The sequence below is a fragment of the Ideonella sp. sgz306126 genome (assembly GCF_056032705.1).
Genome location: NZ_JBVYWP010000002.1, coordinates 577,676 through 603,480 on the forward strand (window position 1 = coordinate 577,676; position 25,805 = coordinate 603,480).

The 25,805-nt window shown below is 73.6% G+C and carries 25 protein-coding genes; 7 read left to right on the forward strand and 18 right to left on the reverse strand.

Annotated elements, in window-relative coordinates; translation table 11 throughout:
- Nucleotides 1–17 precede the first annotated feature (17 nt).
- The 5 genes from AC0N04_RS07135 to AC0N04_RS07155 all read right to left on the reverse strand — a co-directional run bounded on the left by AC0N04_RS07135 (nucleotide 18) and on the right by AC0N04_RS07155 (nucleotide 5,923).
- A complete protein-coding gene (locus AC0N04_RS07135; RefSeq protein WP_474279958.1) occupies nucleotides 18–833 on the reverse strand; it encodes a formylmethanofuran dehydrogenase subunit C in 816 nt (271 codons plus the stop codon).
- A 16-nt stretch (nucleotides 834–849) separates the two neighbouring features.
- Nucleotides 850–1,794: a formylmethanofuran--tetrahydromethanopterin N-formyltransferase gene (fhcD, locus tag AC0N04_RS07140; RefSeq protein ID WP_474279960.1), complete on the reverse strand. Its 945-nt coding sequence runs from the start codon at nucleotides 1,792–1,794 to the stop codon at nucleotides 850–852.
- Nucleotides 1,794–3,494 (reverse strand): formylmethanofuran dehydrogenase subunit A, encoded by a 1,701-nt coding sequence (locus AC0N04_RS07145; protein WP_474279962.1) that lies wholly within the window; start codon nucleotides 3,492–3,494, stop codon nucleotides 1,794–1,796. Before AC0N04_RS07145 ends, fhcD begins: the two co-directional genes overlap by 1 nt.
- A 185-nt stretch (nucleotides 3,495–3,679) precedes the next feature.
- A complete protein-coding gene (locus AC0N04_RS07150; protein WP_474279964.1) occupies nucleotides 3,680–4,963 on the reverse strand; it encodes a molybdopterin-binding domain-containing protein in 1,284 nt (427 codons plus the stop codon).
- A 243-nt stretch (nucleotides 4,964–5,206) separates the two neighbouring features.
- Nucleotides 5,207–5,923, reverse strand: a complete 717-nt coding sequence (locus AC0N04_RS07155; RefSeq protein WP_474279966.1) for a HisA/HisF-related TIM barrel protein — start codon at nucleotides 5,921–5,923, stop codon at nucleotides 5,207–5,209.
- A 30-nt stretch (nucleotides 5,924–5,953) separates the two neighbouring features.
- On the opposite strand from AC0N04_RS07155, the gene AC0N04_RS07160 reads away from it, so the two are divergent.
- Genes AC0N04_RS07160 through AC0N04_RS07170 form a run of 3 tightly spaced genes read left to right on the forward strand, consistent with a single transcriptional unit; the run spans nucleotide 5,954 to nucleotide 8,636 of the window.
- Complete coding sequence (locus AC0N04_RS07160) at nucleotides 5,954–6,931, forward strand: ATP-grasp domain-containing protein (RefSeq protein ID WP_474279968.1); 978 nt, start codon at nucleotides 5,954–5,956, stop codon at nucleotides 6,929–6,931.
- On the forward strand, nucleotides 6,918–8,042 hold the full coding sequence (locus AC0N04_RS07165) for a hydantoinase/oxoprolinase family protein (RefSeq protein WP_474279970.1): 1,125 nt from the start codon (nucleotides 6,918–6,920) through the stop codon (nucleotides 8,040–8,042). The genes AC0N04_RS07160 and AC0N04_RS07165 overlap by 14 nt, the downstream gene beginning before the upstream one ends.
- The gene (locus AC0N04_RS07170; RefSeq protein WP_474279972.1) at nucleotides 8,043–8,636 is read left to right on the forward strand and encodes an amino acid kinase family protein; all 594 of its coding nucleotides are present in this window, start codon (nucleotides 8,043–8,045) and stop codon (nucleotides 8,634–8,636) included.
- A gap of 46 nt (nucleotides 8,637–8,682) precedes the next feature.
- Here AC0N04_RS07170 and AC0N04_RS07175 read toward each other — a convergent pair whose 3' ends face one another.
- The 5 genes from AC0N04_RS07175 to AC0N04_RS07195 form a co-directional block, all read right to left on the reverse strand.
- Complete coding sequence (locus AC0N04_RS07175; protein WP_474279974.1) at nucleotides 8,683–9,393, reverse strand: (5-formylfuran-3-yl)methyl phosphate synthase; 711 nt, start codon at nucleotides 9,391–9,393, stop codon at nucleotides 8,683–8,685.
- Complete coding sequence (locus AC0N04_RS07180) at nucleotides 9,390–9,992, reverse strand: DUF447 domain-containing protein (protein WP_474280516.1); 603 nt, start codon at nucleotides 9,990–9,992, stop codon at nucleotides 9,390–9,392. The genes AC0N04_RS07175 and AC0N04_RS07180 overlap by 4 nt, the downstream gene beginning before the upstream one ends.
- 94 nt (nucleotides 9,993–10,086) lie before the next feature.
- On the reverse strand, nucleotides 10,087–11,493 hold the full coding sequence (locus tag AC0N04_RS07185) for a DUF6513 domain-containing protein (RefSeq protein WP_474280518.1): 1,407 nt from the start codon (nucleotides 11,491–11,493) through the stop codon (nucleotides 10,087–10,089).
- Nucleotides 11,472–12,095 carry a flavoprotein gene (locus tag AC0N04_RS07190; protein ID WP_474279976.1) on the reverse strand — a complete coding sequence of 208 codons (624 nt, stop codon included), beginning with the start codon at nucleotides 12,093–12,095 and terminating at the stop codon, nucleotides 11,472–11,474. Before AC0N04_RS07190 ends, AC0N04_RS07185 begins: the two co-directional genes overlap by 22 nt.
- Nucleotides 12,096–12,109: 14 nt before the next feature.
- Complete coding sequence (locus AC0N04_RS07195; RefSeq protein WP_474279978.1) at nucleotides 12,110–14,098, reverse strand: sigma-54-dependent Fis family transcriptional regulator; 1,989 nt, start codon at nucleotides 14,096–14,098, stop codon at nucleotides 12,110–12,112.
- 261 nt (nucleotides 14,099–14,359) lie between these two features.
- Between AC0N04_RS07195 and AC0N04_RS07200 the strand changes: the two genes are divergently transcribed.
- Nucleotides 14,360–14,794 carry a dihydroneopterin aldolase gene (locus tag AC0N04_RS07200; protein ID WP_474280520.1) on the forward strand — a complete coding sequence of 145 codons (435 nt, stop codon included), beginning with the start codon at nucleotides 14,360–14,362 and terminating at the stop codon, nucleotides 14,792–14,794.
- A gap of 121 nt (nucleotides 14,795–14,915) precedes the next feature.
- On the opposite strand, the gene fae is transcribed toward AC0N04_RS07200, so the two are convergent.
- From fae to AC0N04_RS07240, 8 genes are all read right to left on the reverse strand, one after another.
- Nucleotides 14,916–15,425 carry a formaldehyde-activating enzyme gene (gene fae / locus AC0N04_RS07205; RefSeq protein WP_474279980.1) on the reverse strand — a complete coding sequence of 170 codons (510 nt, stop codon included), beginning with the start codon at nucleotides 15,423–15,425 and terminating at the stop codon, nucleotides 14,916–14,918.
- Nucleotides 15,426–15,557: 132 nt separating this feature from the next.
- Nucleotides 15,558–16,463, reverse strand: coding sequence for a triphosphoribosyl-dephospho-CoA synthase (locus tag AC0N04_RS07210; RefSeq protein ID WP_474279982.1), 906 nt, complete (start codon nucleotides 16,461–16,463; stop codon nucleotides 15,558–15,560).
- A gap of 5 nt (nucleotides 16,464–16,468) precedes the next feature.
- Nucleotides 16,469–17,419: an ATP-grasp domain-containing protein gene (locus tag AC0N04_RS07215; RefSeq protein WP_474279984.1), complete on the reverse strand. Its 951-nt coding sequence runs from the start codon at nucleotides 17,417–17,419 to the stop codon at nucleotides 16,469–16,471.
- Nucleotides 17,416–18,414: a methenyltetrahydromethanopterin cyclohydrolase gene (gene mch, locus AC0N04_RS07220; protein ID WP_474279986.1), complete on the reverse strand. Its 999-nt coding sequence runs from the start codon at nucleotides 18,412–18,414 to the stop codon at nucleotides 17,416–17,418. Before mch ends, AC0N04_RS07215 begins: the two co-directional genes overlap by 4 nt.
- Nucleotides 18,411–19,586, reverse strand: a complete 1,176-nt coding sequence (locus tag AC0N04_RS07225) for an ATP-grasp domain-containing protein (protein WP_474279988.1) — start codon at nucleotides 19,584–19,586, stop codon at nucleotides 18,411–18,413. The genes mch and AC0N04_RS07225 overlap by 4 nt, the downstream gene beginning before the upstream one ends.
- Nucleotides 19,587–19,593: 7 nt before the next feature.
- On the reverse strand, nucleotides 19,594–20,499 hold the full coding sequence (locus AC0N04_RS07230; RefSeq protein ID WP_474279990.1) for an NAD(P)-dependent methylenetetrahydromethanopterin dehydrogenase: 906 nt from the start codon (nucleotides 20,497–20,499) through the stop codon (nucleotides 19,594–19,596).
- A 31-nt stretch (nucleotides 20,500–20,530) separates the two neighbouring features.
- Nucleotides 20,531–21,658, reverse strand: coding sequence for a beta-ribofuranosylaminobenzene 5'-phosphate synthase family protein (locus tag AC0N04_RS07235; RefSeq protein ID WP_474279992.1), 1,128 nt, complete (start codon nucleotides 21,656–21,658; stop codon nucleotides 20,531–20,533).
- 191 nt (nucleotides 21,659–21,849) lie between these two features.
- Nucleotides 21,850–22,608: an IclR family transcriptional regulator domain-containing protein gene (locus AC0N04_RS07240; RefSeq protein WP_474279994.1), complete on the reverse strand. Its 759-nt coding sequence runs from the start codon at nucleotides 22,606–22,608 to the stop codon at nucleotides 21,850–21,852.
- Between the two features lie 184 nt (nucleotides 22,609–22,792).
- Between AC0N04_RS07240 and AC0N04_RS07245 the strand changes: the two genes are divergently transcribed.
- The 3 genes from AC0N04_RS07245 to AC0N04_RS07255 all read left to right on the forward strand — a co-directional run bounded on the left by AC0N04_RS07245 (nucleotide 22,793) and on the right by AC0N04_RS07255 (nucleotide 25,805).
- Nucleotides 22,793–23,647 carry a shikimate dehydrogenase family protein gene (locus AC0N04_RS07245; protein WP_474279996.1) on the forward strand — a complete coding sequence of 285 codons (855 nt, stop codon included), beginning with the start codon at nucleotides 22,793–22,795 and terminating at the stop codon, nucleotides 23,645–23,647.
- 42 nt (nucleotides 23,648–23,689) lie between these two features.
- Nucleotides 23,690–24,841, forward strand: a complete 1,152-nt coding sequence (locus AC0N04_RS07250; protein WP_474279998.1) for an ABC transporter substrate-binding protein — start codon at nucleotides 23,690–23,692, stop codon at nucleotides 24,839–24,841.
- 88 nt (nucleotides 24,842–24,929) lie between these two features.
- Entirely contained in the window at nucleotides 24,930–25,805 is an 876-nt protein-coding gene (locus tag AC0N04_RS07255) for a branched-chain amino acid ABC transporter permease (RefSeq protein ID WP_474280000.1), read from the forward strand.

Below are 25,805 nucleotides of genomic sequence, written 5' to 3' on the forward strand. Positions count from 1 at the left end.
TCGTGTCGTCGCAAAGCTCACTCGGGAAAGATCAGTTCGCCCTTGCCGTCGGCGGCCAGGTCGCCCAGCCAGCGCCGCGGCGGGCGGCGGGCCAGGTCGGCCCAGGCACCGCCGTGGCGGGCCAGGTCGCGCGCCAGCAGCTGCCAGAACACCGCGGCGTCGGCGCCGGCCGGCACGAAGGTCGGCGCCGGTTCGAAGCGGGCGCTGGCCAGCAGCAGCGTTCCGCGCCGCATGCCCCAGCCGGGGTGGGCGCCGACCGCGCCGCCCAGCGCCACGGTGCCGGCCACCAGGCGCGAGGCGGCGAAATCGCCCGCGTCGCCGTGAACCACCAGCGTGCCGCGGCGCATGCGGTCGGCCAGCCGGTGGCCGGCGCGGCCCTGCACCACGAACAGGCCGCCGCGCATGCCGTCCATGCTGCCGGGCAGGGTGGCGGCAGCGAAGTCGCCCACGCTGCCGGCCACGCGCAGGCAGCCGCCGGCCATCTCGCAGCCGGCCAGGTCGCCGGCGTCGCCGCTGGCGCTGACGGCGCCGCCCCGCATCGCGGCGCCCAGGTAGTCGCCGGTCGGGCCGTCGACCTGCACGCGGCCCTGGTCGAGCTGCCAGCCGATGCGGTCGCAGCGCGACAGGTCGCCCACCAGGCGCAGGTCGGCCGCGTCGTCGGCCAAGGGCTGCACGCCGAACCATTCGCCCAGCGGCGCGAACGCGTTGCCATGGGGCAGCGGCAGCCGTTCGATCTCGGCCGCGCTCAGCGGCGCCAGGCGCTGCGGCGACAGGCTGCGCAGGTCCAGCCGCAGCGCGGCGGACCGACGCAGCGTCAGTTGCCAGGTGCTCACGGGACAGCCTTCCGGTTCATGCCGCGATCTCCGGGCTCAGCGGGTGCAGGTGGAAGTGGAACGGCCCCAGCTTGCCGCCGTAGTTGCCGGCCGAGATGCGCAGCAGACCGCCCGGCGCGCCGAGGGCCACGCCGGCGGCGATGCCGGCCCGCATGGCGGCGGCCACGGCGGCTTCGCTCAGGCCGTCGATCACGATCTCCATCACGCAGCGCACGCGGGCATCCAGCTCGCTGTGGCGGACCAGGCCCCGCAGCCCGGGGCAGAACGAGTCGTTGGTCGAGGCCATCAGCGCCGGGTACTTGCTGCCCACCTTGGAGCCCGAACGCACCACGCCGCCGGGAAAGGGCAGGATCACGTCCGGCAGGCGGCGCATCGCCGCCACCGCGGCCTCGGCCGCCGCCAGCGCGGCGTCGGTGTCGCGCGCCAGCAGCAGCAGGTTGCCGCCGCCCACGCCCTTGATCACCGGCGTGGTCTCCTGGGCCACGAACTCGCCGTCCATCACCGGCACGCGCCAGTAGCGTTGGCCGTCGATCAGCTTGGAGGTCTGCCAGCCGTCGCCGAAGAAGCGCAGGTTCTTGCCCAGCGCGATCGCCTCGCCCGCCCCGCCGGCCGGTGCGCCCGGGTCGAGGCCGGCGAACACCGCGGTGGTCGGGCAGGTCAGCACGCACTGGCCGACCCGGCGCTCCAGCTGCTTGGCGAGTTCCTTGCCGCTCATCGCGAACAGCAGCACGCTGACGCCGGGCCGGCCGTCGGGGGTCTGTGCGGGGGCCAGCTCGCCTTCGATGCCGGCCTCGCAGCCGCAGCCGATCACCGAGGTCGCGAAGCCGCTGGCGGCCAGCGCCGCGTGGCGCGCCCAGTCCAGCGTGTGGGCGGTGATGACGATGCGGGTGCACTTCATCGGGAAGGCTTCGGCAAAGCTGTCGTCGATCAGCGTGCCGTTGCGTTGCAGCGCGGCGGCCATCACGCGCCTCCTTCGAAGCAGGCCGCGGGCAGCAGGCGCCCGCCGTGGCAGCAGCTGCACAGCTCGTCGTGGCTGATCACCTGGTGGGCGAAATTCACCGCGGCGTGGCGGTCGAAGTGCTTGCGCAGCGTCCGCTCGATCGCGGTGTCGTAGGCCGGCTCGACGAAGTGCGTGCCGCCCACCGGGCTGGCGACGATCCGGCCCGCGCGCGCCACCAACTGCCCGTCCTTGAAGACCCAGGCCGGGTCGGTGAACATGGCTTCGGCGTTGGCGTCGTCCCGGTACACCGCCACGTCGGCGGCGGCGCCCACGCCCAGGTGGCCGCGGTCGCGCAGGCCCAGCAGGCGGGCCGGCCCGGCGCGGGTCATGATCGCGATCTCGTCCAGCGTCAGTTCGCGGGCGATGTCCTTGAGCGCGCTGTGGGCGGCGACGTCGGGGTGCAGGCGGGCCAGCTGCTCGTTGCGGAAGCTGCGATCCATCAGCAGGCGGATCAGGTGCGGGTAGCTGGTGAACGGGCCGCCGTTCGGGTGGTCGGTGGTCAGCACCACGCGCCACGGGTCCGCCACCAGCAGGAAGATCTCCAGCCCGATCGCCCATTGCAGCGCGTTGACGTAGCTGGCCTCGCGGTAGCGGAACGGCACGACGCCGCAGCCGGCATCGCATTCGATGTCGGCGCCGATCCATTTGCGCGGGCTGGCCAGGCCGGCATTGGCGTGCTGGCGCATCGTGTCGCCCGAGGCGGTGACGGTCTGGCCGAACATGATCTGGCCCACGTCGATCGACACGTTGGGATGCGCGTTGACCGCCTCGGCCAGCTGCAGCGCGGCGGACGAGAACTTCTTCGGCCCGTCGGTGCCGTAGGCGTGGAACTGGATGTGGGTCAGGTGGGCAGGCAGGCCTTCGAGCGCGGCGATGGTGTCCAGCGTGCTCTGGATGTTGCCGGCCGCGCCCAGGTTGCTGCCATGGATGTGCAGCGGGTGCGGCACGCCCAGCAGGCTCAGCGACTGAGCCAGTGCGTGCACGATCTGCCGCGGCGTGATCTGCCAGTGCACGTGGCGCTCGTCGACGTCGAGGCGGCGCTGGTTGAACTTGAAGGCCGAGATGCCGCCCGGGTTCACCACCTTCACGCCCATCGCCTTGGTGGCGTGCATCGTCCAGCCCATCAGGTCGCGCAGCTGCTCGATCGGTGCGCCTTCGGCGACCAGGCGCAGGAACAGCTCGTCGTTGCCCAGCATCACATAGGCGCCGTGGTCGAGGATGGGGGTGTCGCCCATCTCCATGTGGGCGTGGCGCGCGTTGGCCGGCACCATCGCCGGCTCGAACGCGGCCGTGTAGCCCATCTGCGCGTAGCGGTAGCCGGTGGCCAGCGTGCCGGGGGTCACGTGGCTGCAGGCATCGAAGGCGGCGGCCGGATCGCGGGCCAGCGGGTCGGCGCCGTCGCGCTGCAGCTCGGGCAGCAGCAGGCGCGCCAGGTTGACCTTGCCGCCGCCGATGTGGCTGTGCAGGTCGATGCCGCCGGCCATCACGGTGTGGCCGCGGCAGTCCAGCACCTCGTCGGCGGTCTCGCCCGGCGCCAGCGCCACGATGCGGCCGCCGCGCATCGCCAAGTCGCGCACGGCGCCCGAGCCCGGCTGCGCCGGATCGACGACGCGGCCCCCCGCCAGCAGCACGGTCCGGCCCGCGGAGCGCGGGTCGTCCATGAGGGAATGAACCCCTTCGGGCGGCCGGGCGGGGATGACCGGTGCACCCTGGGGCCTGCGGCCCTCTCCCTCCAGGAGGGAATGAACCCCTTCGGGCGGCCGGGCGGGGATGGCCGGCGCACCCTGGGGCCTGCGGCCCTTTCCCTCCAGGAGGGAATGAACCCCTTCGGGCGGCCGGGCGGGGTTCATGCCAGCTCCTGTGCGGTCAGCGCTGCGTGCAGGCCGGCGAGCACCTCGGCCGCCGCCGGCAGGGTGCTGGCGCGTGCGGCATGCAGGGGCAGCATCACGACGCCATCGGCGCGGATCAGATGGCCGGCGCGGTCGATGCCGGGCGTCGCCACCGGGATGAACACGGTGCGCTGCGCCTCGCCCAGCCGCGCCGCCAGCGCCACGGGCCCGAGCACGATGCGCGGGCCGTCGAAGGCCGGCGCCGCGCCGCGGCCGAAGCTGTCGATCCACAGCAGCAGGTCGACCTCGCCGCGGCCGAGCAGCCGCGCGGCGTCGAAGCGCAGCGGCTCGTGCTCGGGCCCCAGCGGGCCGACCCGGCTGCGCAGCGGCAGGGCGCTGCGCCAGGTGTAGACCTGGTTCACCGTGGCCGCGCCGTCGCCGCCGCCGATCGGGAACGCGGCGGCGCGGGTGTCGGCGTTCAACAGCCCGATCAGCTGCTGCAGGCGCTCGATCAGCAGGCCGGCCTGCGGCCCCAGCTGCGCCGGCTCCCAGACCAGCACCGCGTAGCGCGCCGCGCGCAGTCGGGCGGCCAGCGCCACCAGCGCCGCATCCGGGTCGCGCAGCGCGCGGCCGGCCACCAGCGCGGTCAACTGGGCCACGCCGTCGAACAGGTCGGCCGGTCCGGCCACCGCCGCCACCGGCGCCGCCGGCAGGCCGGGCAGCACGAGCTCGGCGGGCGCCTGGGGCGCGGCCCAGGCCAGCAGCGCCGGGGGCGGCGTCGTGCGGCCGACCCACCAGCGCGACAGCAGCTCGGGCGCGCGCGGCAGCGGCCAGGAGCCGACGAAGACGATCAGGTCGGCCCGCTCGTGCACTTCGGCCAGCGTGGTGGTGTAGCCGCCGCGGTCTTGCTGCGCGCGCAAGGCCTGGGTCAGCGCGGCTCCGCCGGCGGCATCGCTGATGGCGCCGCTGGCGCGGGCCAGCGCATGCAGCGCGCGCGCCCCGGCCACGTCGGTCCCCAGGCCGCCGAACAAGGGTTGGCGGGCGCCGCGCAACCAGGCGCCGGCGGTGGCCAGGGCGTCGGGCAGCGTCGCGGCCCGACCCTCGCAGCGAGGCGACGCGTCCCCTCCCGCCGGGCCGCAGCCGGCCAGGCGCTCGCGCGCCAGCGGGCAGGTGCTGCCGGTGAGCTGCAGCAGGCCCTGGCCGTTGGTCTCGACCCCCCAGCGATCGCACAGCAAAGGGCAAAACGGGCAGGTCCAGACGGCCTGCGGCGGCGGCAGGTCGGAGGGGGCGCTTGGGCTCATGCCCCGGATTCACGCAATCGGTGTGCCACCTCGCCGGCGGGCGGCGGCACCGGGTGTCGGGCGGCCGCGCTGCGAACGACGACGGTCAGGAGCGCGACAAAGTGTGCCGTTTCGGGGGCCGTCCGGCCGTCCGCCCGCGATTTGCGCCGGCCGCCGACGTGGCACGAATCCTGAATGCGGACTCGCCATGCAGACCGTCAGGCCCCGGGCCCTCTTCGCCACCCAGCCGTGCGGCAGGCGCGGTCAGCGCCGGGCCTGCGGTCCGATCGCGCCGTCGTGCAGGGCGCTGGCCACCAGCCAGGCACTGGCGCCGGCGGCGGCGGCGGCGGCGAGGTCGGCCTCGTCGCGGATGCCGCCCGCGCCGATCAGGGCCACGCCCGGCGCGCTGCGCCGGACCGCGGCCAGCGTCTGCAGGTCGGGCCCGGCACCGGCGCCGACGCGCTCCAGCGTCATCACGATCACCCGGGTGGGCCAGGCGGACGGCGTGTCCCAGCAGCCCGCGGTGTCCATCCGCCGGCCCTGGCGCCGGTCCAGCGACAGGATGCAGCCGGCGCGGGCCGCGTCGTCGCCCGCGCACAGCCCGTGCAAGGCGTCGGCGTCGCGCAGCGTCTCGCTGGCGAACACCGGCGTGACGCGGGCCGCCAGCGGCCCCAGCGCGGCGCCCCAGCGCGCGGCCGCCGCGCGGTCGGCGAAGCCGGCGTCGACCCACAGCTCGAGGTCGGGCAGCGCGGCCAGCAAGGCGTGCAGCAAGGCGGTCTGCGCGGCGCCGCCCAGCAAGGCGTCCAGGTCGGCCAGGTACAGCAGCGGGCTGGCGCAGTGCCGGGTCAGGGCCCGTGCCACCGCCACCGGGTCGGACGACGCGCACAGCAGCGACCGCACCGGCTGGTACGCGCCCCGCTCGCCGCGGACCGCGCGCACCACCTGGCCCTGGAGCAGGTCCATCACCGGAATCAATTGCATGGGCCGTCCCGGTCCGTCGAAGTCATCGCCATGAAGCGCATTCTGGTCTACGAATTTCTCAGCGGCGGCGGCCTGGCCGATGCCGACCCGGCCCTGCAGGCCACGCTGATGCCGCTGGGCAGGTCGATGCGCGACGCGATGCTGGCCGACCTGCTGGCCCTGCCCGGCCTGCGGATCGGCGTGGCCGACTGCGCCGCGGCGCCGCTGCGCGAGGGGGCGGCGCAGGTGCTGCGCCCGCGGCCCGGCGAAGCGCCGTTCAGGTTCATCGCACGCCAGATGGCCGCGCACGACCTGGCCTGGATCGTCGCTCCCGAGAGCGGCGGCCTGCTCGCCGGCTGCCAGGCGGTGGTGGGCGCGGCGCGCTGGCTGGGCTGCAGCGCCGCGGCGATCGCCACCGCCAGCAGCAAGCGCCGCACCCTGGCCGCGCTGCAGGCCGCCGGCGTGTGCACGCCGCTCGATTTCTCCGACGCCCGCGAAACCCGCCGCTGGGTGGTCAAGCCCGACGACGGCGCCGGCGCCGTGGCGACCCACACCTACGCCGCGCTGGCCGACGCCCGGCGCGCCGCGGAGGAGCGCCGGGCCGCGGGCGAAGACGTGACCCTGGAGCCCTGGGTGGACGGCGAGGCGATGAGCCTGTCCCTGCTCTGCGGCGGCGGCCCGCCCGAATTGCTGAGCGTGAACCGGCAGGCGGTGCGGCTGGACGCGCAGGGCCGGGTGAGCTACGACGGGGTGACGACCGGCGGCGTGGATTCGGCCGACCCCCGCCTCGCCGCCTTGCGCACGCTGGCCGGACAAGTGGCCGACGCGCTGCCCGGCCTGCACGGCTTCGCCGGCATCGACCTGGTCTGGCACGCCGCGCGCGGGCCGGTGGCGATCGAGGTCAACCCGCGCGTCAGCTGCGCCTACGTGGGCCTGTCGGCCCGCCTGGGCCGCAACCTGGCGGCCGAGATGCTGCGCCTGCACGCCGGGCGCGACGCGGTGCCGGAGGCCGTCCATGCGCCCGCCTGAGCCGGACCGCGTGATCGGCTGGGACGTCGGCGGCGCCCACCTCAAGGCCTGCCTGCTCGAAGACGGTCAGGTGGTGGACGTGGCGCAATGGGCCTGCCCGCTGTGGCAGGGGCTGCAGCACCTGGCGGCCGCGCTGGCCCAGGCGCGCGAACGCTGGCCGCACGCCCTGGCCGCGCCGCAGGCGGTGACGATGACCGGCGAGATGACCGACCTCTTCGCCGACCGCGAGGACGGCGTGCAACGCATCACCGACCGCCTGCAGACCGCCCTGCCCGGCCCGGTGCGCGTCTACGCCGGCCCGGCCGACCGCGGGCCCGGCTGCCGCTGGGCCGAGCCGCACGAGGCCGGCGCCCGCTGGGCCCAGATCGCGTCGGCCAACTGGCTGGCCACCGCGCAGCATGCGGCCGCGGTGACCGGCAGCGGCGTGCTGATCGACATCGGCAGCACCACCACCGACCTGATCGCGTTCGCCGATGGCCGCGTGCCCACGCCCAGCCGCAGCGACCGCGAGCGGCTGGCCCGCGGCGAACTGAGCTACCACGGCGTGGTCCGCACGCCGCTGTGCGCGCTGGCCCGCCGCATCGAGTTGCAGGGCCAGGCGCTGAACGTGATGAACGAGTTCTTCGCCACCACCGCCGACGTGTACCGCCTGACCGGCGAGCTGGATCCCGAGCACGACCTCCATCCCGCTGCCGACCACGCCGCCAAGTCCCTGCCGGCCACCCGCCAGCGCCTGGCCCGCATGGTGGGCTGCGACGTGCGCGACGCCAGCGACGCCGAATGGCTGGCGTTCGCCCGGGCCTGGCGCAGCGCGCAACTCGCCGAGATGGCGGCGTCGCTGCAGCGGGCGCTGGCCGCCGATGCCGCCCGCGGCGCCGAGGCGTTCACCGTGGTCAGCGCCGGCTGCGGCGATTTCCTGGTGCCCGAGCTGATCGAGCAGGCCCTGCCCGAGCCGCGGCGCCGGCGCGCCGGCCTGCGGCGCTACGGCCGCGACGTGGCCCGCATCGCCAGCGCCCTGGCGCCGCCGCGCCGCGCTGAGGTGGCGGCCTGGGCCCAGGTCTGCGCGCCCAGCGTGGCCGTGGCCTCGCTGTTCCATGCGGAGCACCGCTGAATGTGGATCGTCAAACTCGGCGGCAGCCTGGCCCTGGCGCCGGAGCTGCGGCACTGGCTCACGATGCTGGCGCTGCTGGGCGGCGGGCGGGTCATCATCGTGCCGGGCGGCGGTGGCCTGGCCGACGAGGTGCGGCGCCTGCAGGCCCACTGGCAGTTCGACGACCTGCATGCCCACAACATGGCGGTGCTGGCGATGGTCCAGAACGCCTGGATGATGTGCGGCCTGCAGCCCAAGCTGCAGCTGGTCAGCGCCGAGGCCGACATCCCGCGCGCGCTGCGCAGCGGCAAGGCCCTGGTCTGGGCGCCGCTGGACGTGGTCAGCGAGCGTCCCACCCCGCACACCACCTGGGATCTCACCGGCGACAGCATCGCGCTGGGCCTGGCGCTGCGCCTGAACGCCGAGCGGCTGCTGGTGGTCAAGCACTGCGACGTGGACGTCGATCGGCCGCTGCCCGAGCTGGTCGCGGCCGGCGTGCTGGACCGCCAGTTCGACACCTTCGCGCGCCAGGCGGCATTCCCGATCACGGTGATGCGCTGCGACGCCGTCGACGCGGCCCGCACGATGCTGCTGGGGCCGGACGTGCGCAGCTGACGAGCGCCGGCCACGAGCGTGCGACCGCGCGCCCGCCCGCGGCGGTTCAGGCGACCGGCGCCGGCGCCGCGTCCGGCACCGACCGCGCCACCAGCTGCGCCAGCAGCCCGGGCTGCAGCTCCCCGGCCCGGTCGCCCGCGCAGACCGCCGAGCGGAAGCCCGCGAAGTCGGGCGCCAGCGCGGCCAGCGCGGGCCCGTCGGACGCGCGCAGCGCGCCGGCCAGCCCGGCCAGGGCGCCGCTGGCCTGCACCTGCTGCACGAAGCGCCGCAGCTCGGTCTCGGGCCGCAGCGCCAGCAGGCTGCCGGCGCGCTTGGCCTGGGTGTCCAGCATCAGCGCCGGGAAACCCGCGCTGCACGCGGCGTCGACCAGCGCCGGTGGCACGCCGTCGTCGGCCAGCAGCACTGGCACCAGCGGGATGCCCTGGCGGCGCAGCAGCGCCAGTCGCTGCACCAGCGCGCCGGCGGCGGCGGCGCGCGGCGGCACCCCCACCTTCACGTAGTCCACGCCGCTGGCCGCCACGGCCTGCACGCGCGCGGCGATGCCGGCCAGCGCATCGGCCGGCCAGTCGCCGATGGTGGCGCTGATGCGGGCCGCCGGGGCGTCCCGGCGCAGCGCGGCCACCACGTCGGCGATCAGCTCGGGCGGCAGGCCGCCGAGTGCGCCCAGCGCGGGTTCCTTCAGGTCGATGAAGTGGATGCCGGCGGCGGCGGCCAGGTGGGCTTCGCGCAGGGTGCGCACGCTGACCAGGAGTTTCATGGGGTGTGGGTCCGGTGCTCGGCCACGGCCTGCCGCAGCCAGGCCCAGGCCTCGTGTTCGGCGGCACTGGCGGTCTTGTCGATCGCGATCTGCAGGTAGGCCATCTCGCGGTCCACCTTGTCGGCCGGCAGCAGGTGCAGTCGGCTCACCAGCACCGCGCCCTCGATGACCGCCGCCTGGGCGCGGTTGTGGCCGTTGAACGGCGCATGGGTTTCGTCGTGCAGCGGCGCGAAGCGAAGCACCGGCCGCTGCGGGTCGTCCGCCAGCGCCTGCAGGCGCAGCTCCAGATGCCGCTGCGCGCAGGCCAGGCGCAGGCCGGGGGCCCGCACCATCGCCAGCAGCGGCCAGGCCTTGCGGCCGGTGACGCAGCCGGCGAACACCCGCGTGTCGGTGACGATGTTCAGCGCGGCGTGGCCGGTGGCCAGGATGTTGTTCAGCGTGGTGGAGGGCTTGAAGGGCATCAGCAGCACCCGGCCGTCGGCCAGGTAGCGCGCGCCCATCGGCGCGACGTGCGGCAGGCCGGCGCCGTCCACCGTGCTCACCACGCACTCGTAGATGACGTCGTTGGCGAGGGCGGCGCCGTGCGCTTCTTGCGGCAGGGCCTGGGCTTGTGCGGACAGCTGGGCGGCGTTCACGGGTCTGCCTTCCGCGCCACGGGCTGTAGGAGTCGTGTTGGGGAGCGGCTCGGTGCGTTCATGAGGGCACGCTGCGGCGGGTCGGGCCCGGTGCGCACCAGGCGTCGTCGGCCTGCGCGGCCGGCCGCGGCCCGGCCACGCCCCAGTCCAGCGGCTGGTCCTGCACGTAGCGCTTGCCGAGCTGGAGGGCGATCTCGGCGCGGCCGAGTTCGACGCCCATGTAGAAGGCGTGGGCGGCGTCGTGTTCCAGACCCAACCGGGGCCACAGGCTGAAGGCGTCGCCCGCCAGGCGCAAGCCGTCGCGGTTGTAGACGTGCAGGCCTTGCTCGCTGACCTGGATGCGGAAGTTCGGGTCCTTCACCTGCGCGGCGGTGGCGGCGATCTCGTCGGGCGTGTCGGTCACCGGGTGGCGGTCGTGCACCGTCGCGAGGCCGGACCCCAGCCCCTTGGGCAGGCATTGCTGTTGCACCGCGGCGTGCATGATGCGCCGCGCCAGATCGGCCTCGCGTACCGCGCGGCGGGCGTGCGGGCTGACCTGGGTGGTCAGCACCGCGCTGGCCTTGAGTTCGGCGGCGACGCCGAACAGCACGGCGTTGATGCCGGTGGTGTCGGCCTCCACCAGTTCGGTGAGGTTGCCCACGCCCATCATCAGCGCCACGTCGGGGTAGCGCTGGCGCAGCGCGTGGTAGCGCACGATGGAGGCGGTGAAGCCGAACGGAATCGGGTCCAGGACGGGGTCGGCGAGGAATGCCCTGCCACGCCGCCGCAAGGCTTCGATGGCGCGGTGCAGCGAGGCCTCGTCGCCCGGCTCGCGCGGGATCAGCACCGGCGTGCCGGCCACCTCGTCGGCGATCCAGAGCGTGTCTTCGTGCAGGCTCAGCAGGTAATCGGCCCCGGCGCGGCCGCCGCGCAGCAATTCGTCCGGGTTCTGGCTGTCCACGCTGACCTGCCAGCCCTGCGCCTTCAACGCCTGCACGGCCGCCTCCAGGTGCTCGAAGGGGGTGGCGGGCAGGCCGCCCAGGTCGATCACATCGGCGCCGTCGGCCACCAGCACGCCGGCGCGCGCGACGATCTGAGCGACGCTCAGGCGAGGTGCGTCGACGATCTCGGCGAAGATCGCCACGTCGTAGTCATCGAGCGCCACCGGCTGGGCCGCGCGCTGGAAGAACTGCGGCAGGTCCTTCAGCTCGTCGGGGCCGCGCTGCACCGGGATGCCGAAGTGCTCGCCGAGCGCGGCCACGTCGCCCCGGCAGCGGCCGGGCACGATGATGCGCTGCGCGTTCACCGGCCGCGCGACGCGGCGGCGGATCATGTCGGCGGTCATCAGCGCGGCCACCTGCAGGCCGATCTCGCGGGTCTCCCAGGTGAAGGCGGCAGCGCCGTCCTCGGCCGGCTGCAGGCCGGTCAGCACGCGTTCCAGCGCGGGCTGGGCCAGGCGGCCGGTCAGGAAGAGGATGTGTTCCAGCACAGCTTCAGTTCATTCAGGCGGGCGCTCAGCGCCTGTTCCAGTTCGGCGGGCGAGCTGACGACGCGGGCATGGTCGATGTCGCGCAGACGGGCCACGTTGGCCAGCTCGATCCGGCGGGGGTGCAGCGTCACCCAGTCATGCGGCGCCCGCGTCACCACCACCGGTTCGGTGTCGCAAGCAAACACGATGCCGGGCAGGCGCAGCTTGCCGGCCTGGGCGAACATGTTGGTGGGCAAGGTGTCGCTGATGCCGCAGGCGCACTTGGCCACGGTGTTGCTGGTGGCCGGCGCCAGCACCACCGTGTGGTAGACCTCGCTGTAGAGCTGCCCCACCGGCACCGCGCTGGCGGTCTTGTCTCGCACCAGGCGGAAGCGCTCGCGCAGCGAGGCCAGGCTGTGCTGGTAGATCGCCAGCACCTCTTCGGCCGCGGCCGACAGGAACAGGTCGACCTGCGGCAGGCGGGCCGCCAGCGCCAGCGACTCGTCCAGGAAATGCCCCGAGCCGGTGACGCACCACGCGAAGCGCGAGCGCGGTGGCGCGCCCGCCAGCGAGGCGGCGTCGGCGAGGTCGGCGGAGTCTTCCGGCGCAGCCGGCGGCATGGGCGCGGCGGCGGTCACTCGGCGTGGGAGATCTGGATGTGCAGCTTGTGCAGCTTGCGGTAGAGCGTGTTGCGGCTGACGTCCAGCGCCTTGGCCACGTTGCTCACGTTCCAGTGGTGTCGCTCCAGCATCTGCAGCAGCACCTGGCGCTCGTTGGCCTGGATCGGGTTGAGCCTGGGCAGCGAGGCGCTGGGCGGCGAGGCCTCGGGCTCCGGCGCGCCGGTCGCCGCCGGCGCACCACGGTCGGCCGCGGCGCGCAGCATCGGCAGGTGATCGACGCCGATCGCCTCGCCGTCGGCCAGGGCCGCGGCCGAACGCAGCACGTGGCGCAGTTGGCGCACGTTGCCCGGCCAGGCGTGGTTCATCAGCATGCGCTCGGCCTCGGCGCTCAGGCTGGCCTGGCCGCCACCCTCGGCGGCCAGCAGGTTGCGGATCAGCTCGCGCTTGTCGCTGCGCTCGCGCAGCGGCGGCAGCGCCAGTTCGACGCCGGCCAGGCGGTAGTACAGGTCTTCCCGGAACTGCCCGTCGGCCACCAGCTGCAGCAGGTCGCGGTGGCTGGCGCTGATGAGCTGGAAGTCCACGTCGTGGGTGTCCTCGGTGCCCAGCGGCGTGACCTGGCGCTCTTCCAGCACGCGCAGCAGGCGGGCCTGCAGGTCCAGCGGCATGTCGCCGATCTCGTCGAGGAACAAGGTGCCGCCGTCGGCCTGCAGGATCTTGCCGCGCCGGCCGTTGCGCTGGGCGCCGGTGAAGGCGCCGGCGCGGTAGCCGAACAGCTCGGCCTCGATCAGGCTCTCGGGCAGGCTGGCGCAGTTGATCGCCACGAAAGCGCCGCTGGCGTGCGGGCTGCCCTCGTGCACCGCGCGGGCGAACACCTCCTTGCCGGAGCCGGTCTCGCCGCACAGCAGCACCGGCGTCTGCCGCGCGATCACGCGCCGGCCGGTCTGGAGATGGGCGGCCAGCCGCGCGTCGGTGAAGGTCGAGGCCGTGCTGCCGGCGCGCACGGGGGGTGCGATGGCACGGCTGGCCGCGACGCGCGGCGGCGCGCCGGCCGCTGCGGCCGTGCCGGCGCGGGCGTCCTCGGCCGGACGGCGCGCGACCGCGAAGAAGCGATGGGCCGCGTTGGCGCGGTAGGTGACGATGGGGTGGAACGACGACGAGCTGCTGCGCGCGACCATGTCTTCCAGCGTGGACTGGAACAGGTCTTCGACCCGCCGCGAGCGGATCTCGGCCACCGAGGTCAGGCCCAGCTGGAACAGCGCGCTGCGGTTGGCCGCGAGGATCAGGCCTTCCTCCGAGACCGCCAGCTTGCCCTCGTGCAAGGTGTAGACGAACTCGGGCCGGCTGTGGAAATGCAGCGGATGGGCGGTGCGAAAGCGCTGGTCGATCAGGCGGTTCTCGATCATGCGCGCGGTCATGCCCAGCAGCACCAGCAGGTGTTGCTGCATCAGGCTGCTGCGGCTGGAGACGTCGAGCACGGCGCACATCTCGCCGGCCGGGTCGTAGACCGGCACCGCCGAGCAGGTCAGGCCGGTGAACTGGGTGAAGAAGTGGTCCTCGCGCCGCACCGCCACCGGGCTGGCCGCCGCCAGGCAGGTGCCCATGCCGTTGGTGCCGGCCGCGGTCTCGCTCCACACCGCGCCGGCGCGCAGGCCCATCGGCCCGACCTGCGCGGCGAACTCCGCCGAGGTCACCATGTGCAGGATCACGCCCTCGGTGTCGGTCAGCACCACCGCGGTCTCGCCGTCGGCCAGCTGCTGGTACAGCGTGGTCATCTCGTAGCGGGCGCACTCGACGATGTCGGCCATGCGGGCGAGCCGCTCTTCGAGCTGCCCGGCCTCGATCATCGGCAGGGCGCGCGGGCGGTCCGGATGCAGCCGGTAATCGTTCAGGCAGCGGCTCCAGGAGCGCGCCACCATGTCGTTGCTCTCGTCGCGGAAGCCGCTGCGGACGACGTCGAAGACATGGTCGGCGTGACGATCGGGGCGCGGTACGGTCAGGGACATCGGTCACTCCAGCGGAAAGGACGTCGTCGCGCGACAGGCGGCCTTCGATTCTGCGCCGCCTCCGGCGATGCCGACATGGGGATAACTACCCCATGCGCCGCGGCCCTTCGGCCCGCGCGGCGCGGTGCACCGGCGGCTGGCGCGGGATTTGCGTTTCACAGGCCGTTTCAAACCCGTCAACCGAGGGAGTCCGCCGTGATGTCCACCCGCGCCGCCGCCGCACACCGTGCGTCCGACCCCGTGCCGCACGATGTGCCGGCCATGGACCAGATCTTCATCGAGGGCTTTCGCGGCGAGACGGTGATCGGCATCCACGCCAGCGAGTTGCATCACCCGCAGCCGCTGCTGATCGACCTGCACGCCGGCGTGCCGCGGGCGCGGGCCTGCGGCAGCGATCGCATCCACGACACCATCGACTACGGCGTGGTGCTGGAACGCTTGCGGGGCCTGATGCAGTCGCATGGTGTCACGTTGCTGGAGGCGTTGGCGGAGCAGATTGCGCAGATGCTGTTGATCGACTTCGGCGCGGCCTGGGTGCGGGTCAAGGTGGTCAAGCCGAGAAAGTTCGATGACGTGGTCCAGGTGGGCGTCCAGATCGAGCGCAGCGCGTCCGTCGACACGACGGTGCAGCCTGCGGGCCCCAGCGCCCAGGTGCTGCGCTGGATCGGTTCGGGCATGGTGCCGGACCGCCCCTGATCCCCCTGGACGTCCCGTCTCTCGCGGCAAAAAGAAACCGGTCGGCAAGGACGACCGACCGGTTCATTCATCCGGACAAGCCGGACGGAATGAAAAGGAGCCCCCGCTCCTGGAGATGCAATCAGTGGGCGGCGAAGGGATGCGCTGCGCCGCCCTTCTTGGCCACCACCTCGGCGGCCGACGGATAGCCAGCGACCGCGCGCTGGATCGATTCCTTGGTCGCCGCGTAGTTGTAGTCCTGGATCTTCTTGTCGTCCTCGGCCAGCCAGTGGATGAAGACGCCGACCGCGATGAACAGGTTGTCGGCCTCGGCCGCGGGAATGGTGCCGTCCTCGACGCAATCGGCCACCGCCATCGCGACGCCGCGCTGCGCCGGACCGAACATCTGCACCGCCTGCTTGGCGCCCTTGATCGTGACCTTGTTGAACATCACCGTCGCCGGCTTGGTCAACAGGTTGGGTGCCACGACGGCCAGCAGGGACGTGAAGCCGTCCTTGTTGTTGGTCAGCGCGTTGGCGAAGGCGGTCTCCGCGGCGCTGCCGCGCGGTCCGATGATCAGGTCGATGTGCGCCACTTCGTTGCCATCGCCCACCAGGGACTCGCCCACCATCATGCGATCGACTTTTGCCATGTTCGTCTCTCTCCAAAAGAGGTGTTTGTCAAACCACACCAGCTGATTGCGCCGGCGCTGCGGGAAACGAATCACGTTTCGTGCCACGCGCCTGGCGGGCCGCTCGGGAGTTTCCCGAGGTGCCGGCCCGGCTCAGGCCAGCAGCGAGGTCAGCATCAAGGTCGCCACCGTCAGATCGGCGCTGGTGCCGGGGTTGATGGCCTGGCGCTTCAGCGCGTCGTCCCAATCGGCCAAGCCCTGTTCGGCGGCCGGGCCATCGCCCTCGGCGAGCGCCAGGCGCCAACTGGCCGCCTGGCGCAGGACACTGTGTGCCAGCTCCGGGCCGTGCTTGCGAACAATGTGTGAATCCGGCGCGCTGGCCAGGAAGGCGAGGTAGAGGTCGCGCACGCAGCGTGCGGCGCCGGCATCGGCGGGGTGCTCCGGTTCGCGGGCGAGTGCGCCGCGCTGGCCGGCGGGCGCCCGCAGCACCGCTTGACCGAAGTCGAAGAGTTCCTCGGCGGCGTCGCGGTACTGCCGCGCGACGCGGTCGCGCTCGGCCGCCAGCGCCATCGACGCCCGCAGGTCGAGGCGGGGCGGCTGCGCGACGTCGTGCTCGGGCAGCCGGCCCAGGCCGGCCGGCCGGGCCAGCGCGATCGCCGCGTGGGCCTGCCGGGCATCGTCCACCGTCAAGGCGTCCCGCACGTCGCGCCAGGCGGACCGCAGCGCCGCTTCGTCCACCGGGGGGCCGGCGCGGGCCGCCCGCTCGAAGGCCGCGGCGGTCGGCGCGCACAGCAGCACGATGCCGAGGTTGGTGTTGCAGCCCACCCGGGCCTGCGTCGCGGTGACCGCCGCCAGGATGCGCGCGCCGACGCCGGCGCCGGGCTCGGTCAGCGCGGCGGCGCTGGCCTCGGCGCTGGCGATGAACATCGACGCCTGCATGCGGTGTCCGGCCGCGCGCCAGCTCACGTTGCCGGGCTTGGGCACCGCGACATCCCAGGCGCAGGCGCTCAGGTAGGCGCGGCGCAGCCGCGCTCTGACCGGGTCGGCGGTGTCCGCCACGATCCTCAGGCGCGCCGCGCCACGCCGGCCGCGGCCAGCTTGCGGTCGATCAGGTCGTCGACCAGGGCCTGCGCGATGTTGAACGGGGTGACCCGCTGCAGGCCGCGCCAGGCGGCGACGCCGTTGACCTCCAGCACGACGACGGGCTGCGGTCCGTCGCAAGGCATCAGGTCGACGCCGGCATAGTCCATCGCCAGCGCGGCGCTGGCCGCCTCGGCCAGGCCGGCCAGTGCCGGCGTCAGCTCGGCGCGTTCGCAGCGCGCGCCCTGGGCCACGTTGTGCACCCAGTGCGCGCTGACGCGGCGCATCGCCGCGACCGCCCGCCCGCCGATCACCATCACCCGCCAGTCGTGCCCGGGCTGCGCCAGCGACGGCACGAAGCGCTGCAGATAGGCCAGGCCGCCCAGGCCCGGCGCCAGCGCGGGCAGCGGCCGCAGCACGCCGTCGACCCAGCCCACGCGCTGCAGGCCCTTGCCCTGCGAGCCGAACAGGGGCTTGAGCACCAGCGAATGGCCGGCGGCGGCCTCGCGCATCAGCAGGCGGCGCGCGTGCGCCGCATCCTCGGTGACCCAGGTCGGCGGCGACGCGATGCCGGCGGCGCGCAGCAGCAGGCTGGTCATGCCCTTGTCGACGCTGCGCTCGATCGCCCGTGCGTCGTTGTACACCGGCACGCCCAGCGCGCTCAGCGCATGCAGCACGCCGAGCCGCTTGGTCACCTGCTCGAAGCTGCCGCCCGCGACGCCGCGCACCAGCACCGCGTCCGGCAGCGTCTTGCCGAAGCCCGGCAGCGCCAGGCCGTGCCAGCTGGCCTGGGTATCGATCTCGCAATCGGCCAGGTCGATGCAGCGTCCGGTGGCGCCCCGGGTCCTGAGCGCGGCCTGCAGCTGGCGCGTGTGCCAGCCGGTCTCGTCGGCCATGATGGCCACCTTCAGGCCGACGGCGCCGGGCCGCGTCATGCCGTCGCCTCCGCCTGCCACAGGCCGTTCAGCAAGGCCATGTTCAGGCCGCCGGCGTGGAAGCTGCGGCCGCTGTCCAGGTGGCTGACCACGACCTCGGCCGGTGCGAACAGGCCGGGGTCGAGACGGTAGAAGTCGAATTCGGCGTCCTTGAACAGCTCGGCGAACGGCCGCCCATAGTCGCGCGAATTCGACGAGGGCAGCTGCCTCGCGAGCTCGCGCGCGGCCGCTTCGCTGCCGCGCACGCCCAGGTGGACCCGGCCGCCGTACAGGATCGCGTCGTTGGTGCGGCCCATCGCCTGCACGCCGTCGGCGATGGGCGAGGGCAGCGGCGCGGTGGCGGTGCCGTCGACGATGTCGTGCAGCGCAAAGCCCAGCGCGTGGGCGCGGTGCAGCGCCACCTCCAGCACCCGCGCCACCACCTGGGTGGTGCCGGCCGGGCTGCGGGTGGGCGTGAGCACGACGGTCAGGCCGTCCGGCGCCAGCGCGCAATCGCGCAACAGCTTGTCGATCACGACCGGCGGGGGCGGGCGGTCCACCTCCAGCACGATCACGCCGCTGGCGCTGCGGTCGCGGTAGCCCAGTTCCTCGAACAAGTCCTCCTTGGCGGCCAGCGCGCGCGCCGGCCCCGACCCGAGCGCGAAGAACTTCTTGCCACCGGTCTCCTCCTTGCTGGCGGCCAGGCTCCAGCCGGCGTACTGGCTGCCCAGGCAGGCGAGCACCGGTTGCGCGCTGCTGACCTCCAGCCAGGTCGGCCAGCCGCCAGGGCCGTGGGCGCTGCGCCGCACCTGGCCCAGGCCGCCCAGGCAGATGCGGGCCACCAGCAGGCCGGCGTCCACGCTGCCCGGCGCGTCGATGCCGGCATCGACCAGGCAGACCCCGGTGGCATCGCGGCTCACCGCCACGCCCAGCGCGTCGGCGTCGGCCAGCAGTTCGGCCACCAGCGGCGCGGCGCGCGCGTTGACGCTCAGGGGACTGCGGGAAGGATTCGTCATGCCAGCGCCTCCAGGTGGGTCCACAGCGTGCGGCCGTTCTGCATCAAGGCCTGCCGCACGGCCTCCGGTGCCGGGCCCAGGTCCCCGGCGCTGAGGCTGCACAGCGGCTCGCCGACGGCCACCCGCAGCGGCGCCGCAGGCCGATCGTGGACGCCGGGGTCGCCGGCCAGCCAGGCCAGCGCGGCCGGCCCCAAGGGCAGCGCGCGCGGCGCGAACAAGACCTTCCATCCCTGCGGCGACGCGGGCCGCAGGCGCGCCAGCGCGGCGGGCGTGGGCAGGCGGCCGTGCAGGCAGGCGTCGACGTGGGCGCGCATCAGGCCGCCCGCGGGGCCGTACAGCGCGAGGCTGGCCGGGGGCCGGGGGTTGACTTCCAGCACCTGCACCGTGCCGCCGGGCTGCAACAGGAAGTCGACGCCGCACAGCCCCGCCAGGCCGAAGCGGGCCACCAGCCGCTCGGCCAAGCCTTGCAAGGCCGTCGGCAGGCGGCCGGGCAGCGTCAGCGGCCCCACCACGCCGGCGAAACCGTAAGGCTGGTCGGGCCGGGCTTCGACCAGCTGCAGGTTGACGCCGAGCACGGCCGTCCGGCTGGCGTGACCCTGGCCGGCGGCCAGCAGCGTCATCGACATCGGCTGGCCGTCGGCCTGGCGCTGCCAGTAATGTCCGGACGGAGGAGGATCGGCATCGTCCGGACGCGCCGGGCGGACCTGCCGGCCGCCGCAGCTCCCCGCGTCCTTGCGCAGCCAGCCGGTCACCGAGGCGGGTCGCCGCCAGGCCACCTCGGGGTGGGCGATGCCGTAGGCCGCCAGCGCCGAGAAAAATCGCGCCGGATCGCGCACGCCGGCCTGCTCGGCGGGCGAGCAGCCGATCAGCGGCAAGACCTCGGCGCCGGCGGCCAGCAGGTCGGGCAGGGCCTCGAAGCCGCTGCCGCAGATCCAGCCCAGCGTCGGGGCCTCGGCCGCGGCACGGGCGAGCGCGGCCAGGCAGGGCGCGGGGTCGATCTGCAGCGCGGCGCCGTGCCCGATCGGATGCCATTGCGCGCTGGCGGCGCGGGTGTCGGCATCGCCGAACAGGTCCAGCGCGATCACCTCGAAGCCGTCGCGCCGGGCGGCTTCGGCCATCGCGCGCACCGACAGGCCGGCGACCAGCAGACGGGGAACGGTGGCGGGGCCCATCGCGGCCTCAGGCCGACCTGGCCAGGTGGCGGCGTGCGGTGTCGAAGGCCTGCTCGAAGCTCAGCACCAGGGGCTTCGGGGCATCGTGCATCGCGAGCAGAAGCTGTTGCTGGGTCTGGTACTTGACGTTGCCGATCGCCAGTGCGCCGATGCCCACCGCCCGGGTGCCCGCCAGCGGCTGGCCGTTGTCCATCACGCCGATGCCGGCGACGCCCTCGGGCGGCACGGCGTTGACGTCGGCCGCAACCTTCAGGCGCGCGGCGACCGACAGATCCTCGGCCGACACCACCTGCACGCCCGCCGCCGCGCAGGACAGCAGCACGTCGGCACCGGCGATCGAATGGCGCACCGCCGCCCGGTCGCCGCCCGACACCCCGCGCAGGGCGACGCCGAAGCGGGTCGCGGTGAGCGAGGCCGCCTCTTCGGCCACGTCGATGCCGTTGCGGCTGGACAGCTCGACCTCGGCACCGGCCAGCGCCGCCAGCACGCCGGCGATCCGGCCGACCGGGCCGGTGCCGCCCAGCACCACCACGTGCTGGCCCGCCAGGCCGTGGCCCTGCTGCCGCTGCAGCGCCGCCTCGACGCAGGCCACCATCGCGGCGGCCGTGGTGTAGGCGCCGCTGGGGTCGGCCATCAGCGAGACCTCGAACGGCGGCACCATCGCCTGGCGCGCGCGCTCCAGCATGTCGGCCGCCAGCAGGGCGTCGCGCCCGCCGATGAACAAGGCGGTGCGCGCCAGGCCCTTGGGCCCGCGCGAGAAGATCGCGTCCTGGGTCAGGCCGGCGACCGCCGCCAGCGTGACCTCGCTGTACGGCGCCAGCACCTGGTAGCCGGCATCGGCGGCCATGTTGATGTCGAACGGGCTCATCTGCCGGCCCGGCGTGAACATGTGCAGGATGTAGGGTCGTTCCAAAAGGGTCTCCGGATCGGGCCGCGGGGCCGGGTCAATGGATGCGCCAGGGCGCCTGGCTGGGCTGGTGCCAGCGCCACAGGCTGTCGGCGCTGGCGTGCAGCCGGGCCTGGCCCGGCCGTTCCGAATCGGTCACGGCGGCGCCTTCGTTGCGCGCGGCCACCAGGCTGAAGCGAAGGTCCGGCGACAGCACGCCGGCCTGGCGGGCCGCGCTCAGCAAGGCCTCGCCGTGGCCTGGCGACGAGACGATGGCGAAGGCGGTGGGGCCCCACGAGCTCTGGCCGATGCCGGCCGGCAAGCCGGTGATCGCCGGGCCCTGGCGGGCCCACCAGCGCATCAGTTCGCCGACCTCGGCGCTGGTGTAGGACTCGCCCTGCTGGGCCGGCGCGAAATGCTCGCCCAGCACGGTCTGGATGCGGCTGATGCCCCGCGCGAAGGCCGGGAAATCCTGGCTCGCCGCGCCGGGCAGCACCTGCATCAGCGTCTGCTGGCAGATCTCGGCCGAGTGCGCGGCATCGAGCGGCGCCAGGCGGGCCAGCGCCGCGCGTTCCTCGGCGCCCGACAGGCCGCGCCGTGCCGGGTCCATCACCAGCAGCACGCGCCACTCCGGGGGCAGCGCCAGCCGCGCCAGCAACGGGGCGGGTCGGCCGTCCGGGCCCGGGCCGCCGTCGACCAGCAGGCCGCCCTGATCGAAGCCCGCGATGCCGACGCCCGAGCGCAGACCCCGGCCCAGCCCCTGAGCCAGCGTGGCGCTGGACAGCGCCAGCCGGTGCCAGCGCGCGAAGGCGTGCCCGACCGCCAGCGCGAGCTGGGTGCCCGAGCCCAGCCCGGCGTGGGCCGGCAGGCACTCGGCCAGATGCAGTCGCACCGCAGCGGGCTGCCCGGTGCGCTGCTTGAGCGAGCGCAGGTGGGCCTGGACGCGCGGCAACTCGCTGCGCGCCTGGGGTGTGGCGGCGCTCAGCTCGTCCTCGTCGCCCGCGGCCGCGGAGATCTCGACCTGGGTCGACCAGCCCTCCAGCACCAGGCCCAGGCTGCCGAAGCGCCGGCCCGAGGTGGCGGCCGGGTCCAGAAAGCCCAGGTGCAGGCGCCCGGGGGCCTCGACGCGGACGACCCGCTCGGGTTCGGTGGCGTGCTCGCCGGGACGGATCGGGGAAGAAGGCATGGGGTCAACGAAGCAATCGCTGTTCCCATGGCCCCGTGGCGAACCCTGAGCCGCCCTCGCCCGCGAGGGAAAGCGGGTTCGTCGCCCGGCCCCTCGAGCGCGCTCCGTGCGTCCCGGGCGGCCCGCGCCGCGCTCGGCGGGGGACAGACTGTCACCCTGTGCGCCCCGTCAGGCGGGACGGCCGGCCCGCGTCAGAGGATCTCGCGCAGCGTCTGGACCGCGTTGTTCAGGTGCGGCAGCAGCCGGGCGATCGTCTCTTCGCGGCTCATCGGCTGCATCGACACCGTCGAGCCCACCGCGCCGACGCAGTCGCCCTTGCGGTCCTTCACCGGCACGGCGATGCCGCGCAGGCCGGGGCTGAGCTGCTGCTCGGTGACCCAGTAGCCCAGGTCGCGGGCGCCGTGCACGTCGCGCAGGAAGGCGGCGGCCGTGCTGGTGGTGGAGGGCGTGAAGGCGCTGAATTCGTGCCGTTCGGCCCAGGCCACCAGGCGGTCTTCGCTGAAGGTCGACAGGATGGCCGGTCCCGGCGTCACCACGTGGGCCGGCACGCGCGAGCCGACCGGAAAGCCGATCGAGATCAGCCGCGGGCTGTTGCTGCGCGCGACGTAGACCACTTCGTGGCCGTCCAGGATGCTGAAGTTGAAGGTCTCGCTGCACTCCAGCGCCAGGCGCTGCACGAAGGGCTGCACCAGCCGCGGCAGGCGCGCCGCGCCCAGGTAGCTCTGGCCCAGGCGCAGGATGCGCGGCGCCAGCCAGAACTGCTTGCCGTCGCTGTCGGCGTAACCGAAATGCACCAGGCTTAGCAGGTAGCGGCGCGCCGCCGTGCGGGTCAACCCGGCGCGCGAGGCCGCCTCGGACGGCGTCAGCCGCGGGTGGTCCTCGTCGAAGGCTTCGATGACCCGCAGGCCCTTGCCCAGGCCATCGATCAAGTCCTTGCGTTGTATTTCCATGGCATTGCGTTCCCTGCCGGTGCGAGGTGGACCTAGGACAATCCCGGAAAACGATCGATGATCGCTCGCGATGCGCGATTATCGCCCAAACAGCGGTTTTGGAGCTTGTGACTCCCCGGGCCGGCGCCTACGCTGCGAGCCCTCGACTCCCCCCGGATCCCGCCGCGTCACCGCGCCAACCACCATGTTCATCGACGGCCAGACCCGTGTCCACTTCGTGCTGGGCCACCCCGTGTCCCAGGTGCGGGCGCCGGCCGTGTTCAACCGCATCTTCGAGGTCCACGGCGTCAACGCGGTGCTGCTGCCGGCCGAGGTCGCGCCGCAGCACCTGGCCCATTTCGTCCACGGCGCGATGGAGGCGGCCAACTTCGGCGGCCTCTGGCTGACGATCCCGCACAAGGCCGCGGTGATGCCGCTGCTCGGCCGGGCCGACCGCCTGGGCCGGCGCGCCGGCGCGGTCAACGCGGTGCGCCGCGACGCCGACGGCTGGCTCAGCGGCGCGCTGTTCGACGGCCTGGGCCTGTCGCGCGCGCTGGACCATCTCGGCGCCACGCCGGACGGCCGCCGCGTGCTGCTGGTGGGCCTGGGCGGCGCCGGCGTGGCGATCGCCGCCAGCCTGTCCGAGCGGCCGCTGGCCGAGCTGGCCCTGCACGACCGCTGCCCGGGCCGCGCGGCCGCGGTGGCGGCGACCCTCCAGGCCGGTGCGCAGGCGCCGCTGCGCGCCCTGGCCTCGGCCGACCCGGCCGGCTTCGACCTGATCGTGCACGCGACTTCGCTGGGCCTGAACGCCGACGACCCGTTGCCGTTCGACGTGAACCGGGTCTCGCCCGCCGCCACGGTGGTCGACATCCTGATGAAGCCCGCCGGCACGCCCTTGCAGGCCGCGTGCCGCCGCCAGGGCGTCACCGTGCACCCGGGCTTCGAGATGCTGGCGCAGCAGGTGCCCGAATACCTTCGATTCTTCGGCTACGAGGCCCTCGCCGGCGCCGTCGCCGCTGACCTGGAGCCCGTCCGCCAGCACCTGATCGCGCTGGCCTGAGCCGGACCCCGCCTTTCCCCCGTCAAACCACAAGGAGACACCATGACCCTGCCCCGCCGCCACCTGCTCGCCCTGGCCACCCTGGCCACCCTGGCCACCGCCTCGGCCGCCCAGGCCCAGGCGATCAAGATCGCCGACCTGGTCGAACTGTCGGGCCCCGGCACGACCTCGGGTACGAACTTCCGCAATGGCGTGGACATGGCCGTCAAGGAGATCAACGCCGCCGGCGGCATCCTCGGCCACAAGATCGAGGTCAGCACCTCCGACACGCAATCGAACCCCGGCATCGCCAAGGGCCTGGCCCAGAAGGCGGTCGACGACAACGTGTTCGCGGTCTTCGGCCCGGTGTTCTCCGGATCGATCCTGGTCAGCATGGCCGAGACCCAGCGCGCCGAGATCCCGAACTTCACCGGCGGCGAGGCCGCGGCGATCACCCAGCGCGGCGACCCGTACATCTTCCGCACCAGCTTCACGCAGGACACCGCGATGCCCAAGGTGGCGCGCTACATCGGCGGCACGATGAAGGCCAAGACGGCCACGGTGCTGTACGTCAACAACGACTTCGGCAAGGACGGCCGCGCCGCGATCGACAAGGCGCTGGCGGCCAACGGCGTGAAAGTGCTGGCCGACATCTCGACCGACTCCGGCCAGGTCGACTTCTCGGCGCCGGTGCTCAAGATCAAGCAGGCCAACCCGGACGTGGCCTTCCTCTACACCAACGAGGAAGAATCGGCCCACGTGCTGCGCGAGCTGCGCAAACAGGGCTGGACCAAGCCGATGGTGGGCGAGACCACGCTGACCGGCCAGAAGGTGATCGAGCTGGCCGGCGACGCCGCCAACGGCGCCATCGCCCACGTGGGCCTGACCGTCGACGCGCCGAACCCGCTGATGCTGAAGTTCAAGGCCGACTACTACCGCGCCTACCACTCGATCTCGGACCACAACGGCATCAAGGGCTACACCGGCGTGTACATCCTGAAGGCGGCGATCGAGAAGGTCGGCAAGCTCGACCGCGTGGCCGTGGCCAAGGCGCTGCACGGCATGAAGATCTCGGCCGCCAAGAACCCGGGCGTGCTGATGGACGTCAGCTTCGACAACAAGGGCGACCTCGACCGCGAGAGCTACATCGTCGGCGTGAAGGACGGCAAGCAGGTGATCCTCGCCACGCTGCCGCCGCTGGGCGCCTCCAAGTAATCGCTCGCCCGCTGGCGCGGGGCGTGCGGCGGGCCGGTCCCGCCGCACGCCCCGGCCGACACGCCCTCTCTCCTGGACCGTTCTCGCGATGACCGATTTCTTTCAACTGCTGATCTCCGGCATGGCCACCGGCAGCATCTATGCGCTGGCCGCGCTGGGCTTCACGCTGCTGTGGCAGGCCTCGGGCACGGTGAACTTCGCCCAGGGCGAGTTCGTGATGCTGCCGGCCTTCATCATGCTGGGCTTCGGCGCGCTGGGGCTGCCGCTGTGGGCCGCCTTCGTGGCGACCTGCGCGGTGGCGGTGCTGGTGCTGGGCTGGGGCTTCAAGCGCGGCATCGCCGACCCGCTGCTCAAGCACGGCTTGATGCCGATCGTGGTCGCGACCATCGGATTGGCCATCGCGATGCGCAGCGGCGTGCGCGCCGCCTACAGCGCCGAGGCCTTTCCCTTCCCTTCGATGTTCTCGGAGCGGCTGTTCCATGTGGGCGGCGTCACCGTGTCGATGAGCGACATCGGCACGCTCGCGCTGTCGCTGGCGCTGGTGCTGGGCACCCAGGCGTTCCTGTCGCGCACGGTCACCGGCCGCGCGATGCAGGCGGTGGCCCAGAACACCGAGAGCGCCACCGTGCTGGGCATCAACGTGCCGCGCATGGTGTTCTACACCTTCGCCGTCAACGCGCTGCTGGCCTGCGCCACCGCGCTGCTGATCACGCCCACCTACCTGGCCAAATTCGACATGGGCGAGAGCCTGGGCAACAAGGCCTTCTTCGCCGCGATCATCGGCGGCTTCAACAACTCCCGCGGCGCGCTGCTCGGCGGCGTGATCGTCGGCGTGGCCGAGAACCTGGCCGCAGCCTATGTGTCGCCCGCCTACAAGGACGCGGTGGCGCTGGTGCTGTTCATGGTGGTGATCCTGTTCAAGCCCGAAGGGCTGATGGGCAAGAAAGAGATTCGCAAGGTCTGA

What these genes read in the sequence shown, in the direction of transcription:
- fhcD (WP_474279960.1), bottom strand. Translation starts at nt 1,794, where the DNA reads ATGGCCGCCGCGCTGCAACGCAACGGCACGCTGATCGACGACAGCTTT.
- AC0N04_RS07145 (WP_474279962.1), bottom strand. Translation starts at nt 3,494, where the DNA reads ATGGACGACCCGCGCTCCGCGGGCCGGACCGTGCTGCTGGCGGGGGGC.
- AC0N04_RS07150 (WP_474279964.1), bottom strand. Translation starts at nt 4,963, where the DNA reads ATGAGCCCAAGCGCCCCCTCCGACCTGCCGCCGCCGCAGGCCGTCTGG.
- AC0N04_RS07155 (WP_474279966.1), bottom strand. Translation starts at nt 5,923, where the DNA reads ATGCAATTGATTCCGGTGATGGACCTGCTCCAGGGCCAGGTGGTGCGC.
- AC0N04_RS07160 (WP_474279968.1), top strand. Translation starts at nt 5,954, where the DNA reads ATGAAGCGCATTCTGGTCTACGAATTTCTCAGCGGCGGCGGCCTGGCC.
- AC0N04_RS07165 (WP_474279970.1), top strand. Translation starts at nt 6,918, where the DNA reads ATGCGCCCGCCTGAGCCGGACCGCGTGATCGGCTGGGACGTCGGCGGC.
- AC0N04_RS07170 (WP_474279972.1), top strand. Translation starts at nt 8,043, where the DNA reads ATGTGGATCGTCAAACTCGGCGGCAGCCTGGCCCTGGCGCCGGAGCTG.
- AC0N04_RS07175 (WP_474279974.1), bottom strand. Translation starts at nt 9,393, where the DNA reads ATGAAACTCCTGGTCAGCGTGCGCACCCTGCGCGAAGCCCACCTGGCC.
- AC0N04_RS07190 (WP_474279976.1), bottom strand. Translation starts at nt 12,095, where the DNA reads ATGCCGCCGGCTGCGCCGGAAGACTCCGCCGACCTCGCCGACGCCGCC.
- AC0N04_RS07195 (WP_474279978.1), bottom strand. Translation starts at nt 14,098, where the DNA reads ATGTCCCTGACCGTACCGCGCCCCGATCGTCACGCCGACCATGTCTTC.
- AC0N04_RS07200 (WP_474280520.1), top strand. Translation starts at nt 14,360, where the DNA reads ATGGACCAGATCTTCATCGAGGGCTTTCGCGGCGAGACGGTGATCGGC.
- fae (WP_474279980.1), bottom strand. Translation starts at nt 15,425, where the DNA reads ATGGCAAAAGTCGATCGCATGATGGTGGGCGAGTCCCTGGTGGGCGAT.
- AC0N04_RS07215 (WP_474279984.1), bottom strand. Translation starts at nt 17,419, where the DNA reads ATGACGCGGCCCGGCGCCGTCGGCCTGAAGGTGGCCATCATGGCCGAC.
- mch (WP_474279986.1), bottom strand. Translation starts at nt 18,414, where the DNA reads ATGACGAATCCTTCCCGCAGTCCCCTGAGCGTCAACGCGCGCGCCGCG.
- AC0N04_RS07225 (WP_474279988.1), bottom strand. Translation starts at nt 19,586, where the DNA reads ATGGGCCCCGCCACCGTTCCCCGTCTGCTGGTCGCCGGCCTGTCGGTG.
- AC0N04_RS07235 (WP_474279992.1), bottom strand. Translation starts at nt 21,658, where the DNA reads ATGCCTTCTTCCCCGATCCGTCCCGGCGAGCACGCCACCGAACCCGAG.
- AC0N04_RS07240 (WP_474279994.1), bottom strand. Translation starts at nt 22,608, where the DNA reads ATGGAAATACAACGCAAGGACTTGATCGATGGCCTGGGCAAGGGCCTG.
- AC0N04_RS07245 (WP_474279996.1), top strand. Translation starts at nt 22,793, where the DNA reads ATGTTCATCGACGGCCAGACCCGTGTCCACTTCGTGCTGGGCCACCCC.
- AC0N04_RS07250 (WP_474279998.1), top strand. Translation starts at nt 23,690, where the DNA reads ATGACCCTGCCCCGCCGCCACCTGCTCGCCCTGGCCACCCTGGCCACC.
- AC0N04_RS07255 (WP_474280000.1), top strand. Translation starts at nt 24,930, where the DNA reads ATGACCGATTTCTTTCAACTGCTGATCTCCGGCATGGCCACCGGCAGC.